Source organism: Vibrio sp. D404a (genome assembly GCF_030248535.1).
Taxonomy (GTDB): Bacteria; Pseudomonadota; Gammaproteobacteria; order Enterobacterales; family Vibrionaceae; genus Vibrio.
In genome coordinates, this window is sequence record NZ_JAHGAJ010000005.1 from 237,599 (window position 1) to 253,739 (window position 16,141).

Consider the following 16,141-nt stretch of genomic DNA (forward strand, 5'->3'; position numbering starts at 1 on the left):
AGAAACGTTGTCTATTCCTCAGGTTGGTTTTAGCCATCAACAATCGAAGCAAGCAGAGCTGCAGATCATCGAGCTGTCTGACTTGTATGAACACAAAAGGATCGATCACAGCCCTGAACAACCACACCGAATCAACTTCTTTGGCATTATTTGTATTGAAGAGGGATGTGGGAATCACATGGTTGATTTTGAAAGCCATCCCTTCGAAAGGGGCTCAGTGCTATTTGTGCAGCGAGAGCAAGTTCATAGCTTTGACTTCTCCTCTCGCCCAAAGGGAAAGATCTTACTGTTTACTCAGGCATTCTTAGATCAAGTGCACGCCAACATGAAGCTGCCAAACTACACGCCCACACATCTCAATGATAAACACTCACCGCTGCTGCAACTGTCTGATGATGAACATCGTAAGGCGTCCGTTTTCATTGAACAGATGAGAGACGAAATTCAACATGGGGCGCGCGACCCTTTGATTGTGATGTATCTGTTTTCCGCCCTAGCGCTCTCGTTACATCGATTGAGACCAGAGATCCGTCAAGACAAACTGTCACAAGAGCAGAGCGTTAGGTTTGCTCGATTCTTCGAACTGATGCAGTCCCATTCTCAAAGTGTCAGGGATGCAAATTGGTACGCACATCAGCTTAATACCACCTACAAAACGCTGAACTTAGTGTGCAAATTGGCGACTGGATTAACTGCAAAACAGATGATTGATGCGTTTATCATCATTGAGATTAAGCGTCGTTTAGTGGTGAGTAACGTGACTTCACAACAGATGGCGTACGACTTTGGTTTTGAAGATCCGAGTAACTTTGTTAAGTATTTTAAGAAGTTAACTGGGTTTACCCCGAGTCAATTTAGCCAAAAATATCGAACTCCCATACTCTAGGTTCGATATTTACCATAATTTAGCCTATTTTCACTCTGCCCGATCGGCGTTATGACGACTAAGCTGTTAATAACAAAAACGAGAGGGCAACAAAATGATTACATCTCCACTTTCTTCTTTCTTTTCTCGCACAACACTTGCTGCGAGTATGCTAAGCCTTGCTGCATGTGCCAGTGATTCAATGGTGAAAACCGACGACCTTTCTAATCGAGATAAAGCCGTAGCTGTGATATCGAGTATTGAAACTGGCGACTCAAACGCGATTGGCTACATCAACCCGACACAGTATACACAACACAATTTGGCGGTTGGTGATGGTCTAGAGGGCTTCGGTGAAGTGATGAAAGCCTTACCTGCGGGTAGTGCAAAAGCGGATGTGAAGCGTGCTTATCAAGATGGCGATTACGTGTTCTTGCACACAGAGTATAATTTCTTCGGCCCTAAAGTCGGCTTTGATGTATTCCGTTTTGAAGATGGAAAGATAGTAGAGCACTGGGATAACCTTGCAGAACTTGCTGAACAACCTAACCCAAGTGGTCGAACTCAACTTGACGGCGCAACTGAGGTGACTGACCTCGATAAAACCGAAGACAACAAAGCGATTGTCGCAGATTTTGTGAATACCATCCTAATGCAGGGTGATATGTCGAAGATCAATCAGTTCATTGATAACGAAGATGATGCCTACCTACAGCACAATACCATGGTTGCTGATGGCCTGAGTGGTTTAGGTAAGGCGCTAGGGGATCTTGCGAAAGCCGGTATGCCGATGATCTACAAAGAGAATCATAAAATACTGGGTGAGGGTAACTTTGTCCTTGCGATCAGCGAAGGCGTATTTATGAATAAAGACGTCGCGTTCTACGATTTGTTCCGCCTCGATAACGGCAAGATTGTTGAGCATTGGGATGTGATTGAAAACATTCCTCCACGCGAAGAGTGGAAAAATGACAATGGCAAATTTGGTTTTGAACACGACTACGTAGTGGAAGTAGCATCATTCAAACTGAAAGAGGGTGTTGACCCTACTGAATTCGCCAAACTGGATAAAGAGGTTGCAGACAGCTACGTATCAAAACAACCTGGTTTCATTAAGAGAGAATCAGGTGTAGTAGACGGTGACACATGGCGCGTAGTGGTACATTGGGAATCAATCGATGATGCGGAATCATCAATGGGCAGCTTTATGGCAGCGCCTGCTGCGCAAGGCTTCCTTGGTGGTGCTGATACCTCAACCATGAAGATGCAGCGTTACGAAAACTAATCCTAAAATACGAAAAAAGACCTTATATCCGTAACTGTCCCTAGTTATAGGATATAAGGTCTTTTTTGTGTCCAGAATTCGTATTTGTTGAGCGTTAAATACGACCTCTATTTCAAGCCAGTCTCAATTAGAAACGGAACTCTGCGCTTACTGCGTAGCTGTTTTCTACAATTTTTGCTTCGTAAGTTGTGTACTCAAGTGCCACACGAGCTGGACCAAGCGTCACACCTGCACCCACACCGTAGTAAATGTCATTTGTGTCGCCTAAGTTTGTTTGGAAGTGACCCACACCTACACGACCGTACACATCAAAAATAGTGATTGGCAGGATTAGCTTAGTGCTTGCTAGCCATGCGTCAGAGTGGATGTGCTCGTAGTCTTTGTGCGTATCTACAAAATCTGCGTAACCCGCTTCAATAGCCAAGAAGTCGGTAAGTTGGTAACCAAGGTAAAGGTTGTAGCCGCTGTTTTCGTCGCTGAAGTCGGTGTTATCGCTTTCTGCTTGGTACTCAGAATAAAGGTAGCTTGCACCCACGTAAGGGTTAGCAGATACCTGAGTTACGAAGAAGATAGCAGCGATAGGAAGAATAAATTTGTTCAGTTTCATTGTTTAAGAACTCTTAATGTATAGGTTGACTAACGTTCCCTAATCCTTCAGCAGATGATGTATCAAACATCGACTTATATATCCTTATTGCAAGTGACATCAGGGAAGGTTGCGCTTTCTCTATTCATGCGTCTCGTCCCTCACTTGCGGTGTGGGGCCATAATGTATTGTTCTCACTGGTGTGGCATAACCGAAAGCTAATCTGTTCATAAATCTTCATAAGCTCGTGATCAACAAAATATAAAACCAATAAAAACAGTGTTTTGTGCATTTTTTCTAAAAGAATTTCCTCGAAGGAAGTGTGACTCTTTTCGTTTTAATGCTTGGTAAAACGTCGTCGATAGTGTTGAAGTCTACGAAAATGTGATCTTGATCTCCTTGATAACTGAATGTGTGGAAAATCGAGCTAAAGGTTTTAGAAATTGTCAGCAAAATCATTGAATTGAGACTATGTTTACTCAATAAGGTGAATAAAAAAGAGAGAGTTTGTGTGAATGCCTGACAAAAATATCAGTTTTATCGTAGATGAATGGCGTTTTGTGCCAAACGAAGGGCAGATCCAGTTTGCCGATTCGTTGATCACGATTGATAACCGACTGGCAAAGTTACTTGAGTTTTTGTGCATGAACCCAGGATTAACCCACAGCCGAGATGAACTGATCGAAGAGGTGTGGAATGGGAGTGTATTAACCGATCAAGTGGTGACCCAAGCGGTATTTGAGCTTAGAAAAGTGCTCAAGAAACACAGTGAAAGTAAGGCAAGTTACATAATTACGGTGCCAAAGCGTGGTTACCGGTTTGATGGTGAAGTAAAAGTCGAAAAAATCTCGGTGCCAAAACCTGAAGCGAGTGAGGAAATGAGCAGTGAACCGGAGTTTTCCATCGCTGGGCGCCGAATCAGTGAAAAGATGGCACTGACACCGCCAAAGCCAAACAGGCTCGTTTTCCTGTTTTCGCTTTTGGTTGTCGTTATTGTGGCTCAATTTGTCATCCTGATCTCGTATCAACAAGATGACACTGTTACTCCAGTGCCACAGAAGGCAAATCACCTGAGCCATTATGAGTTTCGTTACGCTGTTTTGAATGTCAGTGAAGAGGTTAGAGCGCGCCCAGAACTGTACGGAATGGTGATCAAATTCATTGAGCATGTTGGCTTCTACTCCAATATTCGAGTAGTGAAGTCAGAAGAGCATCGGCGCTTGGCCGCGTCAGAGTTTAATTTCTCAACCGCGATGAGCCGCGATGGCAGCAAGCTTCGTTTGTTGATGAAATATCATAATCGAGTCTCGGGCCAGACCCACTTAAACCGCCGCTACTCTACGAACTTTGGCCGTTTTCATGAAACATTCCCAGCCATGATTGACGATCTGATGCGCGCAATGTACATCGAAGTACCGGAAGACGAGCTACAGCAAAATGTCTCAATCTTCCCAAAAGATGAGCAAGCGATCATATCACTTATGTCTGGGACGGGTGTCTTATACAACAATGGTGGTTTTGACGTGGCGTTGAATCACTTCAGACAAGCACGCGAATACGCACCTGACAATGCCTATACCATTTCAGTGAGCTACATCGGTGAGATTATGACGGCGTTTACACAGGATGAAGACGATAAGAGCAAGCGTATTGAACAGCTCAACCAAAAGTATTCATCGGCGCTGACCAAAGTGTTACAAAAAGACAAGAACCCGAGAGTATGTGAAGCGAACGCAATACTTGCTCTTTCCGAGAGCGATCCTGAGAAGGCATCCAAGATCTTGTTGTCGATTCCATACAATCAGCACACTTCATTGACCTATCTGTTGATGGCCAAAGCCGAAGAAGCGAGAGGGCATACCAGTGGCGCTAAAGAGTTGTATTTACAAGCGACACAAAATACTTCCTCACCAATGGCATTAACAATAGCAGGGCCTCTATTTTTTGACAGTAACTTAGACCCCTTGATTGATCAGTTACAGGTGATTAAGGAAGATAAAGACATCTCCAACTGATGTTTATGCTCGGCTATAAGCTTATCAAGCCCTAGATTCTTAGGGCTTTTTTATGTCTATCGGATGGTGTTCAGATGCATTACTTCAAGTTGAATTCTCAAAGACTTAGCAAATTATACGGCAATGCTTTTCCGCTTCGCTTTATTTCTGTGTGGCGGCTGATTAAGGGAATGGGTTGTTTTATCTGTTTGTGAGGCATTTTTTCGAAGCACCTTAGTGACACTTTTCTGAAGCAGTAAAGAGTTTGGGTAGGCGATCAAGTTGCCACTCGAGTGCCTAATCAGAGTATGAAACATCTTTATCTCTAAAATCTTTCCTTCAATTCCATCACCATCCGCCACCACGATTGAGTCACCAATTCGATATGGGAATACGAAAAAGATCAAAAAGCTCGCCGTGATGTTACTTAGGATTGACCACTGCGCGATAAACGCAACACCAAACACCGTGACGAGCGAAGAGATGAAAATGGTGAAGTTGCCATAGCCAATCCCACTCACAATCAAATAGCTAGCAAACAGCAATACAAAAGAGCAGATGTTGAAGCAGCGAATGATGAACATACTGCGTGTCGACGAGACAGATTTGATGCTCGCTAAGTTATTTACCGTTGTGGAGATAAAGCGTTTTAATACCCAGTAAATCAGCCAAAATAGCAGGGCAAGTAACACATCGTATTCTTTAATGGTGTTGAAGATTTGTTCCAGATATTGCGACATAGCGGCCTCTCGTTATTGAGGCGATATTTTGATTGTCGCAGGCAAGAAATACATCATCAAAGCCTTATATCTTTATCATTCAAACCTGTTAGTTGATGCTCGTCGCTTCCGAAATCTTGTGAATGCAAGCGGTGTTTTGTTTGCTAACCTTCTGAATTTGCGTGTTTTATATTTATTTTATATTTAGATAACTGATATCTAAGTCTTTACTGATGCTTGATATCTTTCGATTTGTAGAATGAGCGGCCTTTCAATCATCAAGAGGTCACCATGACTATCATCGTAATTAAATTGGTCTATATCTACGTACAGAAAAGGCGCAAACAGAAGCTGCTTCAAACATTATCCGTGGGAGCACGCTAACCATGATGACTCTGTTTATCACACAACTGGTGATTCTATGGTCAGCTGCCGATCCTATTCGGTCTATCCCGGTTTTAATGGGTAGCCGCTCTACCTCGTTTTCTGGTCATGGTCGTAGTATCGCTGCTTCGATTGCGCGTTTTTCTATTGGTGTTATCGCGGGTTCACTGCTGTTCGTTTTCCTGATGCAACATTTAACAGGAGGCGCATAACATGAGTGTCGACTATATCGTGGCCTTTGGCACATTGTTACTTTTGGAAGTGATCCTTGGCGTTGATAACGTCATCTTTATTTCTATTTTGGTCGAAGAATTGCCAACACGTTTACAAAGAAAAGTGCGAAACCTTGGTATTAGCCTCGCGGTGCTGTCCCGCATTGGGTTAGTGTTTTCGGTATCTTGGTTGATGTCCCTGACAGAGCCGTTGGTTTCGATCTCTCGTTGGGATTGGTCAGGTAAAGACATTATCCTGATTTTTGGTGGTGCATTCTTAATGCTCAAGAGTCTCCATGAACTGTATGCTTGGTTAACCGGACCAAAGGTAAAGCAGCCGCGCTCCAATAGCAGCAGTTTGATGTTGATTGTATTGCAGATCATCGTGATAGATGCGGTGTTTTCTTTTGACTCGGTGATCACCGCAGTGGCACTGGTTAACGACGTCACCATCATTATTTCCGCAATAGTGGTTTCTGCAATTATCATGGTCTTGTTGGCAGAAGCGATTCAAACCACCATAACCAAACACCCAGGTTTGAAACTACTGGCACTGCTTTTCTTGGTGATGCTTGGTGTCATTCTTATGTTGGAAGGGGTAGGGATCAAACTGGACAAGAGCTACGTTTATGTTGTTCTCGCTTTCGGTTTGCTTTTGGAAGTCCTGCACATCATCTTGAACAAGCAGAGCTCAACAACGCCACCGACACCAGAGGGGAGTGCTCCTATTGGCTCAATGCTTTCAATGCCGAATAGCGTGAGTAGCAATGATAGCGGTTATATAGTTGATGTCGATGCAGTCGGTGATGTTCGAAGTCACCCTCGTACTAAAGTTCACCCATACAGCCGCCCTCTGACTGGTGCACAGTACGCTGAAGAGCTTGATTCATTGTGGTCAGAGCCAGTGGTTTATATCTCTACAAGGTTGCAACCAAGGACCATTGATAAAGCCAGCTAACGGCGGGTCATCATCTTTGCTTTTGAGTGCACGTCTAATGGGCTTCGCTACCATGGACGGTGAAATGAGCGTGCACCTCTAGCTTCTTTTTTATTTCTATTTACAGCTCTACTTTTCTTTACACCTCTTCTTCTTTTTAAAACTCTATTTCTCTTTAAAACTTTATCGCGAGTTACACCTTCACTTCTACTCTCAGTTTTATAGTAACTTTTCTTGAGTGAGCGCTCTTCTTATTGGTATTTGCACTGTCACGGGTACTACCTTCTCCCTTGGTAGGGTTTCATCCTACAAATGCGATTCATCGACTTTTCCAAATACTCATAAACTGTGCCCATCTTAACGAGTCAATCACGTTAACAAGCACGGTGATCTGGAATATTCGCCGCAAAGTAAATGGTCAGAGTTTTGAGGAAAAAGCTCTGATTAATGAACGGCACTTAAAAGAATGAACAATCTATTTTCAAATCGTAAACCTAAGCACACTTTATTATCTCTGGCGCTATTCGCGGCGATCTCAGGCAATAGCTTTGCCAATGAATCAAGCTCTACACAGCCAGAAGCACTTTCAGGCAAACAAGTTTTTGCCCACTACGGGTTAGACGAGAATATCCCTAAGCTCGCGATGAGTTCTCTTTTACAGGGTGAGCATCTTGTGGAATACGCGACACGCACAATCAAGGTTGGCGACGATGTTCGAGAGTCGAGCGTGTACTTGGTAAAAGATACAGATGCGAAGGGCAACATCGATTTAAGAATTAAGTACAGCCCAGATGCGCTTGATGCTCATGAAGATGTGATTGATGAGATTGAAAACTTCACACGTACTGAATATCGCCTCCGAGACTATGCCGAGAGCTACGACAAATCGAGCATTAAAGCGGATGAAAAAGAGGACGGTAGTGTCGTGATCAGTTTCGATTACTCCAAGTATGGTCTGCCGCAAGATATTGCTTATTTCCGTTTCTTGAGTGTGGAACTGACGCTAGAGAATGGCCAACCAACCCAGATGCGTATCTTCAATAGACAGCCGTTTTCTTACGACAAATACAGCGTCGACAGCTATGAGCAAGATATCGAATTTAGTGTATTACCGTCTGGGAAAGTGATTCTGGCGAGCAAGAATACCGAGATAAAAGGCACGTCGAAAAAGAAGCCCGTTCACGTGGTGAGCTCTATTGAGCCTGTTGCAATCTACGAAGACGATAGCGGTGTGAACATCTTAGATCATGAGCGATTAGAGCATGTATCAGACCCGCGCATGAGAGAGCAGAGTGTTGACCTTGATAGAGTGTTTCCTCTGATGGGCGACATGGTGAGAAGACAAGGTATCGACCTTCCATTGCCATTCGGTATTTCAGCGGCGTATCGCAATCAGAACATGAATATTCCGTTTACTGACTTTGTGATTGAGGGCGTTGGTCTGAATGAGCTGTTTGACCCACTTGGCAGTGTTGGTGTGGTGAATGCTGAAAGTTTCACTCTACGAGGTGATGTCAACATTCTACCTTTCTGGAATGTGTACGGCTTGGTCGGAAAGATCAACGTCGATGCTCAGGTTGATGCGGAATACACCGGCGCCGCAGGCGAAGCGATTAGAGACAAGCTCAATAACAAAATTCCGCACTTGGGTGACGCATTCTGTAAAGAGGTCTCGATGCTGTGTAACAAAGGCAATGTCCATGTGCCACTGCACCTTGAATACGATTTAGTCGGCATGGGCACCACGTTATCTGTGGGCTACAAAGAGTTCTTTGCCTCTGTTACCGGTAGCTACACAAAGACGCGTTTGAAAGGCACTGACAATTGGGGCGATGGCATCGTGACTGTTCAACCAATGTTGGGTTACCAGCTTGTGGATTACCGCACACAATTGTTTGTCGGCGCAGAGTACCAAGGTTTGGATGCTCGCATGGACGGTCACGTTGTGGCTGGCGATATCGAGTTTGATTATGACATCGGTGTCAATCTAGATAACTGGGCGTACTTGGTCGGCTTTAACAAACAGATCGGTAAGCACTATAACCTTACTGCGCTCTACAGCAAGGGCGAAACGCGCGACTCAGTGACCCTGAACTTTGGCTACCGCTTCTAACCTATTTGGACACTGAACCCGAAAAAGACCGCCACTTTTAAAGTGAGAGTGGCGTCCTGCATCCGCGAGTTATTCGATTAAACAAGTCCGCTTAATATTATCGAAACGATTTAACGCTAACGAACCAATTTATTGTTAACGAACCTATTTAACGTTAATGAAAGAACGAACCTAGGCAGATTGGCTAGGCGTGCCGAGGGAAAGGATTGGCCCATTACTTGAAGACCATTTTTATTAATAGGTATCAAATGAAAACCAAGACTAAAAACACCTTCGTGAGCATAGTGACACTCATATTTGTCACAGCATGCTCTTCATCTCATACCCTCGACAAGCGTGTTAACGAAGCTAATTATCAGCACGTTAACGTGAGCTTGGGTAATGACGTAACAACACCAGAACCGATTCGAATACTCAAAGGCAGCGAGCAATCTCTGTTCTACAACGAGTCGACAGCAAAGACGCCATTAACGGTGAGCGATGATCAAATGCATGTACTGGTGCTATCGGGTGGTGGCGCTAACGGTGCGTTTGGTGCCGGTATTCTGAATGGGCTTTACGATGCAGGCGAATTAGCGGACTACACCGTGGTCACAGGCATTAGCGCTGGGGCGATGATTGCACCCTTTGCTTTTGTTGGCGGTGACAAAATTCCAGAGATGAAAGCGGTGATGTTAGGCATTCAAGACAGCGAAATCATCGGCAAAAAGAACATGCTGAACACACTGTTTAAAGACGCCTTTACTCGTGGCGACAAGCTACTGTCGTTCATTGAACAAATCTACACCCCTGAGTTTATTCAAGAGATTGCCGACGTACATAACTCTGGAAAACGCTTGTTGATCGGTACGGCACAGTTTGATTCAGAACAGCTGGTGGTTTGGAACTTGGGACAAATAGCCGCGAGCGATGCACCAAACAAAGTGGCTTTGATTCATAAGGTTCTAGCGGCAAGTGCTTCGATCCCAGGTGTGTTTCCGCCTCAATTTATTCCTGTGGAATATCAAGGACAACCACTTGAAGAGCTGCACGTTGACGGTGGGCTAGCTGCTCAAATGTTCTTGTTCGCTGATCATATTGAGTACGGGAAGATCAATGATGCACTTGGCTTGAATAAAGCGCCCAAGGTTCATGTTGTGCGTAATGGTCGCCTGGCGCTGCCTTACCATTTAACTGAAGACAAAGGGATCGACCTTATTACTCGCACTGTTCAAAGCATGACAGTGAACCAAAGTGCTGGGGATCTATATCGAATTGCCTATTTTAGTGAGCAGCAAGGGTTGGATATGGCCTACAGCGATATCGATGATTCGTTCTATGCTAAGCGTGGCAGTAAAGATATGTTTGATAGCCAATACATGCTGTCGCTTTACCAATACGGTTACTTAAAAGTTCAAAATCAACAAGTTTGGTCGCAGCTTAACCCTTAAATTTATTAGCGTTTATCCAGTTAAACAGCGCAGCATTTCCCATAGTGAGATTGAATTCGCTGTGCTGTTTATGACTGGAGTGGAGAGAAACAATGACAACCACTGAATTTATTATTGATGCGATTACGGTGTTAGGTACAGCAGCATTTGCACTAGCAGCGGTATTGGCGGCGTTGGAAAAGCGTGTTGATATCTTCTCTGTGACCGTACTCGGAGTTATCACGGCTGTGGGTGGCGGCACGATCCGTGACTGTATCCTTGATGTGCCAGTATTTTGGTCTGAAGACATTTCCTACATCACCATTGCCTGTGTCGCGAGCTTATTGGGTTTCTTCTTTTTTCGATTCATTCAGCTTAGAAAAATCAACACCTTGTATCTCTATATTGATGCCCTCGCGATTGCCATGTTCGCGATTCAAGGCACAGATAAGGCGTGGGCATTAGGCTTTGGCTTGCCAGTGGCTCCGGTGATTCTCGGTATTATTACTGCGGTAGGTGGCGGAGTGGTCAGAGATACGCTTCTGCAAAGACCATCGCTGCTATTAACCAAAGAGTTGTATGCGATACCCGTGGCACTCGGTTGCCTGCTTTACACCGGCTTTCTGATGTTTTTTGAGCAGTACACCCAATTCGGCGCGCTGATTTCAGCGGGGCTGGTGGTATATCTGCGCCACCTTTCGATTCAAAAACACATTGTGGTGCCTAGCTGGGCGATCATCAATTATCGCGCTTAGGTCGCGATAGCTAAGGCACTCTGCTCTTCGATTTCTTACTGCATTGAGCGGTAAGGTTATGTTCATGCATGGAAGCTTTACTCGCAGGAATCACCTGCTACTAAAAAGACAAAGCTATGCAATTAAATAAACCGTTCGCAACGCTCGCCATGAGCTGCTCGATACTCTCTACTCCGACACTGGCTTCCTTCTTCGATGAAGTCGACGGTCAATTCGATATGGGTCACCACATCGCAGAAAACGCAGCCGGATTTTTACCTGTGCCTATCATTATCACAGAGCCTGCAGTGGGCTATGGTGGCGGCCTAGTTGGCGTATTCATGCATGAGACTGAAGAGCAAAAGCAAGCGCGCAAACAGGCTGCTCTCACCGCTCTAGATGGCGGCGCTCAGTTAATGCCAGCGTCGATTACGGCGGTGGGTGCTGCGGGTACAAAAAATGGTTCTTGGTTTGCTTTCGCTGGGCACAGACACTCATGGCTAGATGACTCCATTCGCTATATCGGTGGTGCTGGCGTGGGTAAAGTGAATCTGGATATCTATCAAGACATTTCATTTCCTGGGTTTGGCAATATTATCCCGCCGTTTGAAACGTCATTTGGTTTCAATACGCAAACCACAGGTGCTGCCATGTTGCAGAACTTGCAGTTTCGTGTCGCTGATACGCCGTTGATGTTAGGGATTAAGCAGTTCGCTTCTTATAGTTCTGTAGAGTCAGATAATCGTGCGATTAACCAGATCCTTGAGTGGACGCTTGGTAAAGAAAGCGTCACGTCTGGTCTTGGCCTTTTGGCGGAATACGACACTCGAAACAACCTTTTTTATCCAACATCTGGATTTAAGGTCGCTGCCGATTATATGGTTTATGACGAAAAATTGGGGAGTGATTCCGAGTATCTAAAATTCGGCTTAGAAGGGCAAGGTTACATTCCTCTTGGGGACAAATGGACTCTCGGCTTGGCGGGTGACTATGAAAAGTTCGCCACTGACGAGCTATTTGTCGCCCCGACAACCCAACCTTATATTAAGTTGCGCGGTGTTCAGTCATACCGTTATCAAGGGGATGAAGTGGCTACGCTGCAAACGCAAGTGACCTACGACATTGATCACCGCTGGAAGGTGTCTGCCTTTTACGGGATCGGTGCGACAAGAGATGAGAGTCACTACAGCAATGATGCCATGGTCGATGCCTATGGCGTTGGTTTTCGCTATCAGCTCGCTCGCCGATATGGTTTGTATATGGGAGTCGATATTGCGACCAGTGAAGGAGACGGTGCCTTCTATATTAACTTAGGCAGTGGTTTCTAACGCCTTCTATTTTTCGTTAGCCGTAGGTTCATGGCAAAACAAACAGCGATATATTTTCGAGCTTCAAAGCCGTCATTTTAATAGAGTGGCGGCTTTTTGCTATGTGGCTCGTTTTAATTTTTCAGGATATACGCCGACTTCCAAGATCTGTAAATGACGGATGAAGTCCGTCTTTCGCGATTGGTTCATTAAAGAAAATCACCGTAAATTTAGTACCAAGTTCAGAGCGAACGACAGAATTTCAATTTACTTTAACTCCTTGGAGCTACTTACTATGTGTACTCGTATTGTCTACCAAACTAATTCTGAAAAATTCATCACTGGCCGCGGTATGGACTGGAACGATCCAACGTCAAAATTCGCAGTTATTGCATTACCACGAGGCTTAAAGCAGTCAGGTGGTAACTATGAGAATGCGCTAACTTGGACCTCTAAATACGGCTCAGTTTTCACTGCAATGTATGACTCAGCATCGTCAGATGGTCTTAACGAAGCGGGTCTAGCTGCTAACGCTTTATACTTCGCAGAAGCTGATTATGGTGACTACACAAAATCGGAAAAGCCAGTTATCTCTGTGGGTGCTTGGACTCAATATTTCTTGGATAACTTTGCCACTGTAAAAGAAGCCGTTGATGCGATGCGTGAACCTGAATTCGTTATTTGTGCACCTGCACTGGCGAATGGTCGTGCGGCAACAGCTCACGTTTCATTGAGTGATGAACAAGGTGATTCGGCGATTCTAGAATACATCAATGGTGAGCTAGTGATTCACCACGGCAGCCAATACACAGTGATGACAAACTCTCCGACGTTTGATGAGCAATTGGCAATCAATAGCTACTGGAAGCTGGTGGGTGGTAACCGCATGTTACCGGGTACGATTAATGCCGCAGACCGTTTCGTTCGAGTTGACTACTTCTTAGAGAGCACACCGAAGTTTGAAGACGGTGCACCAGCGGTCGCTGCAGCGATGTCAATCATGCGTTCAATTGGTGTTCCTCTAGGCATGGAAGACCCAGATCATCCAAACATTTCAGCAACGCTATGGCGCTCACTGGCTGACCACAGCAATAAAACATACTACTTAGAGTCTTCACGTCAGCCAGGTCTATTCTGGGTGGATCTAAACAAAGTTGACCTAAATGAAGGTGCACCGATTGTTGGAACCGTTGTTGATGGCCCTGCTGCATTCGGTGATGTAAGTGAATCGTTATCACCAATGAAGATGATCACTTGGATGTAAACCCCATTATTTACATCGAACATGAAGACACACGCCAAGTTGCGTGTGTTTTTTTATCAGTAAAGAGTCATCAATGAGGATGAGGGTTTCATCCTACAAACGCGATTATTCGTGTTGCTTTAATCACCATATAATTTTCACACAGACCAGCACAAACAAGTCAAAAGGAAAGAACGACGCACAAGGACACGCCTGTTTGAGTCAACAAATTCAGCCAGCAAACAAGGTAGATAACCTCATGACAACGCATCGCTCAATCATTGCCATTAGCATCTCATTACTACTAGCCGCTTGCGGTAGTGATAGTTCAGGCAGCCAACCAACAAAACCTGAACCATTGAAGCCAGATCCATCGCAGATCATTGATGTCGACTTGGGTTATGCCGACATTACTGCGCTTCGCGAGTCTATTGTGATTAATCGACTCAATGGAGAGGAGGTGTTGGGATCGGTTGAATCCTTCAAAGGGATTCCTTTTGCGGCTGCAGAGCGATTTGCACATAGTTCAGTTGCGCCTCTTGAGGGAAGCGTTAATGCGACAGACTTTGGCTTATCTTGCCCGCAGCTGAAGACCACGATTCAGGCCCAATCAGAAGACTGTTTGAACCTGAATCTATGGCGCCCAGACAACACCCAAGCGGGCGATAACCTACCTGTCTACGTATTTTTGCATGGTGGCGATTTTGAATATGGCTCTGGTTCTGATCCATTAGTGCATGGCGATACTGTTGTGGCGCAAGGTGCTGATGATGGCAATCCGTTCATCATGATTACCCTTAACTACCGATTAGGTGTACTGGGTAGCCATTGGGTTAAAGGTGAAAACCAAGATGGGAACTACGGCATTGGCGATCAAGCTCGTGCGTTAGAGTGGGTACAAGAGTACATCGCAGATTTCGGTGGCGATGCTTCTAATGTCACTGTTATGGGACAAGGGGCAGGAGCGATGTCGATTGCACTGCTTCAGCAGCAGATGCAGGAAGGGACTGTATCATCGGACTATTTTCAGCGTGCGATCATGCAAAGTAATCCCTATGGCTTCGAATACCGAACTTACAGTAATGCGAAATCACAGGATCAAAACCTCGATTTAGACGACGCTTCGATAAGTGAGGTACTGCAAGCACAATCGGATATCTTGAGCTTTGGAAGTCGACTAAGCGGGTGGGTAACAGGCGGTATTAACGTGTTGAGCAAAAGCACACCGATGAATGCTCTAATGCCTCTGTCACCTTATCGAACCTGTAATGAACTCAGTTGGACGGGCTCTTGTTCTAATTTGACCGAACAGCCTTTTAATGCTGATTTTTCGGTGCCTACCGTTCTAGGAACCAATGCGGATGATGCGAACACCATGAGCATGTTGCCACGGCTGACATTCTTGATCCCAAAAGTCATTGAGATGATAACGGACATGCAACCGGAAGAGTTCGATTCTCTATCCGCTGAGCAGTTGAGACTTGCGGTAGATGAATGGGTGAGCGATGCATCGAATGTTGCGGCGATTCACTCGCTGGCGCAGAGCGATATGCCACAGGCTGACCTAGATCTTCCTATTGATTTGCCTGAGTTGCCAAGCACCGCTTATGAAGCTGTGAGCCAATTGTTCTTTGGACTAGGAAATCGAGAGGAAACGTCTCAACTACTTGGTTTCAAAGATTTTTCACCGAACAACGAAGGTGAATTGAGCTTTGCTTTACAAAACATGTCGCAGTTTAAAATGATGATGAATGACACGCTATTTATGGGGCCAAGCCGCATGAAAGCGAAAGAGTCACAGCAATCTGCAACCTTGTATCACTTTGCCTATAGGCCAAGTTTCAACGTCTGGACTTACAACACCAAAGGCGAAAATGGCGCAGTAGATATAGAAGATGCACTAAAAACCATTAGTTGTATCAGTGGCGCGTGTAACGGCTCGGAACTCCCGTTCGTGTTTAACAAAGCGCTGAAATTGGATGGAACCACGGTTTCACCATCTAAGAAAGACAAAGCGTTGATGGCGACCCTATCGCGCCTCTGGTTTAACGATGATTTGTTCAACAACTATCAATACCAAACACAAGCTGACAGTGTGCTAGTAATTGACAATGAGGGTGATATTGCATTGGAACTCGACTGGGATCGATACACGCAAGCGGGCGACGATCCTGCGCTTGCTAAAGGGCGTTTAAACGGCTTAGAAGACGCAGGCTTGCTTAGCCACTACTTGTCCAACGAATAGTCTAATTAATGAAAACGACCAATCCTTGATTGGTCGTTTTTTTGTTTGGTCAACAGGCCCTAACAAAAGAAAACTTTTTTGATTTATTTAATCCTCAGTGAAGGTGCA

At 45.0% G+C, this 16,141-nt stretch carries 12 protein-coding genes and 1 pseudogene; 11 read left to right on the forward strand and 2 right to left on the reverse strand.

Features of this window, described 5'->3' with window-relative positions; genetic code table 11:
• Positions 1 to 7: 7 nt before the first annotated feature.
• Both KI655_RS03855 and KI655_RS03860 read left to right on the forward strand, forming a co-directional pair.
• A complete protein-coding gene (locus tag KI655_RS03855) occupies positions 8 to 886 on the forward strand; it encodes an AraC family transcriptional regulator (protein WP_285401890.1) in 879 nt (292 codons plus the stop codon).
• Positions 887 to 980: 94 nt separating this feature from the next.
• Positions 981 to 1,856 (forward strand): annotated as a pseudogene (locus KI655_RS03860) (hypothetical protein); the annotation flags it as partial.
• Between the two features lie 421 nt (positions 1,857 to 2,277).
• Here KI655_RS03860 and KI655_RS03865 read toward each other — a convergent pair.
• A complete protein-coding gene (locus KI655_RS03865; RefSeq protein WP_285401892.1) occupies positions 2,278 to 2,757 on the reverse strand; it encodes a porin in 480 nt (159 codons plus the stop codon).
• A 494-nt stretch (positions 2,758 to 3,251) separates the two neighbouring features.
• On the opposite strand from KI655_RS03865, the gene KI655_RS03870 reads away from it, so the two are divergent.
• The gene (locus tag KI655_RS03870) at positions 3,252 to 4,751 is read left to right on the forward strand and encodes a winged helix-turn-helix domain-containing protein (RefSeq protein WP_285401894.1); all 1,500 of its coding nucleotides are present in this window, start codon (positions 3,252 to 3,254) and stop codon (positions 4,749 to 4,751) included.
• 113 nt (positions 4,752 to 4,864) lie between these two features.
• On the opposite strand, the gene KI655_RS03875 is transcribed toward KI655_RS03870, so the two are convergent.
• Positions 4,865 to 5,470, reverse strand: a complete 606-nt coding sequence (locus tag KI655_RS03875; protein ID WP_285401895.1) for a mechanosensitive ion channel family protein — start codon at positions 5,468 to 5,470, stop codon at positions 4,865 to 4,867.
• A 365-nt stretch (positions 5,471 to 5,835) separates the two neighbouring features.
• Here KI655_RS03875 and KI655_RS03880 point away from each other — a divergent pair, with 365 nt between their 5' ends.
• The 8 genes from KI655_RS03880 (at position 5,836) to KI655_RS03915 (ending at position 16,033) form a co-directional block, all read left to right on the forward strand.
• Positions 5,836 to 6,045 (forward strand): hypothetical protein, encoded by a 210-nt coding sequence (locus KI655_RS03880; RefSeq protein ID WP_285401897.1) that lies wholly within the window; start codon positions 5,836 to 5,838, stop codon positions 6,043 to 6,045.
• Position 6,046: 1 nt separating this feature from the next.
• Positions 6,047 to 7,003 carry a TerC family protein gene (locus KI655_RS03885; RefSeq protein ID WP_306416274.1) on the forward strand — a complete coding sequence of 319 codons (957 nt, stop codon included), beginning with the start codon at positions 6,047 to 6,049 and terminating at the stop codon, positions 7,001 to 7,003.
• 445 nt (positions 7,004 to 7,448) lie between these two features.
• On the forward strand, positions 7,449 to 9,095 hold the full coding sequence (locus KI655_RS03890) for a hypothetical protein (RefSeq protein WP_285401899.1): 1,647 nt from the start codon (positions 7,449 to 7,451) through the stop codon (positions 9,093 to 9,095).
• Positions 9,096 to 9,343: 248 nt separating this feature from the next.
• A complete protein-coding gene (locus KI655_RS03895; RefSeq protein ID WP_285401901.1) occupies positions 9,344 to 10,525 on the forward strand; it encodes a patatin-like phospholipase family protein in 1,182 nt (393 codons plus the stop codon).
• A 92-nt stretch (positions 10,526 to 10,617) separates the two neighbouring features.
• Positions 10,618 to 11,259, forward strand: coding sequence for a trimeric intracellular cation channel family protein (locus tag KI655_RS03900; protein ID WP_285401903.1), 642 nt, complete (start codon positions 10,618 to 10,620; stop codon positions 11,257 to 11,259).
• A 116-nt stretch (positions 11,260 to 11,375) separates the two neighbouring features.
• Positions 11,376 to 12,566 (forward strand): BamA/TamA family outer membrane protein, encoded by a 1,191-nt coding sequence (locus KI655_RS03905; protein WP_285401905.1) that lies wholly within the window; start codon positions 11,376 to 11,378, stop codon positions 12,564 to 12,566.
• Between the two features lie 187 nt (positions 12,567 to 12,753).
• Positions 12,754 to 13,809, forward strand: a complete 1,056-nt coding sequence (locus KI655_RS03910) for a linear amide C-N hydrolase (RefSeq protein WP_373417260.1) — start codon at positions 12,754 to 12,756, stop codon at positions 13,807 to 13,809.
• A gap of 238 nt (positions 13,810 to 14,047) precedes the next feature.
• Entirely contained in the window at positions 14,048 to 16,033 is a 1,986-nt protein-coding gene (locus KI655_RS03915) for a carboxylesterase family protein (RefSeq protein WP_285402012.1), read from the forward strand.
• Positions 16,034 to 16,141: the final 108 nt, after the last annotated feature.

Bases quoted from the DNA above. Each gene is read 5' to 3' on its own strand.
- KI655_RS03865 (WP_285401892.1), bottom strand. From the start codon at position 2,757: ATGAAACTGAACAAATTTATTCTTCCTATCGCTGCTATCTTCTTCGTA.
- KI655_RS03870 (WP_285401894.1), top strand. From the start codon at position 3,252: ATGCCTGACAAAAATATCAGTTTTATCGTAGATGAATGGCGTTTTGTG.
- KI655_RS03875 (WP_285401895.1), bottom strand. From the start codon at position 5,470: ATGTCGCAATATCTGGAACAAATCTTCAACACCATTAAAGAATACGAT.
- KI655_RS03880 (WP_285401897.1), top strand. From the start codon at position 5,836: ATGATGACTCTGTTTATCACACAACTGGTGATTCTATGGTCAGCTGCC.
- KI655_RS03885 (WP_306416274.1), top strand. From the start codon at position 6,047: ATGAGTGTCGACTATATCGTGGCCTTTGGCACATTGTTACTTTTGGAA.
- KI655_RS03890 (WP_285401899.1), top strand. From the start codon at position 7,449: ATGAACAATCTATTTTCAAATCGTAAACCTAAGCACACTTTATTATCT.
- KI655_RS03895 (WP_285401901.1), top strand. From the start codon at position 9,344: ATGAAAACCAAGACTAAAAACACCTTCGTGAGCATAGTGACACTCATA.
- KI655_RS03900 (WP_285401903.1), top strand. From the start codon at position 10,618: ATGACAACCACTGAATTTATTATTGATGCGATTACGGTGTTAGGTACA.
- KI655_RS03905 (WP_285401905.1), top strand. From the start codon at position 11,376: ATGCAATTAAATAAACCGTTCGCAACGCTCGCCATGAGCTGCTCGATA.
- KI655_RS03915 (WP_285402012.1), top strand. From the start codon at position 14,048: ATGACAACGCATCGCTCAATCATTGCCATTAGCATCTCATTACTACTA.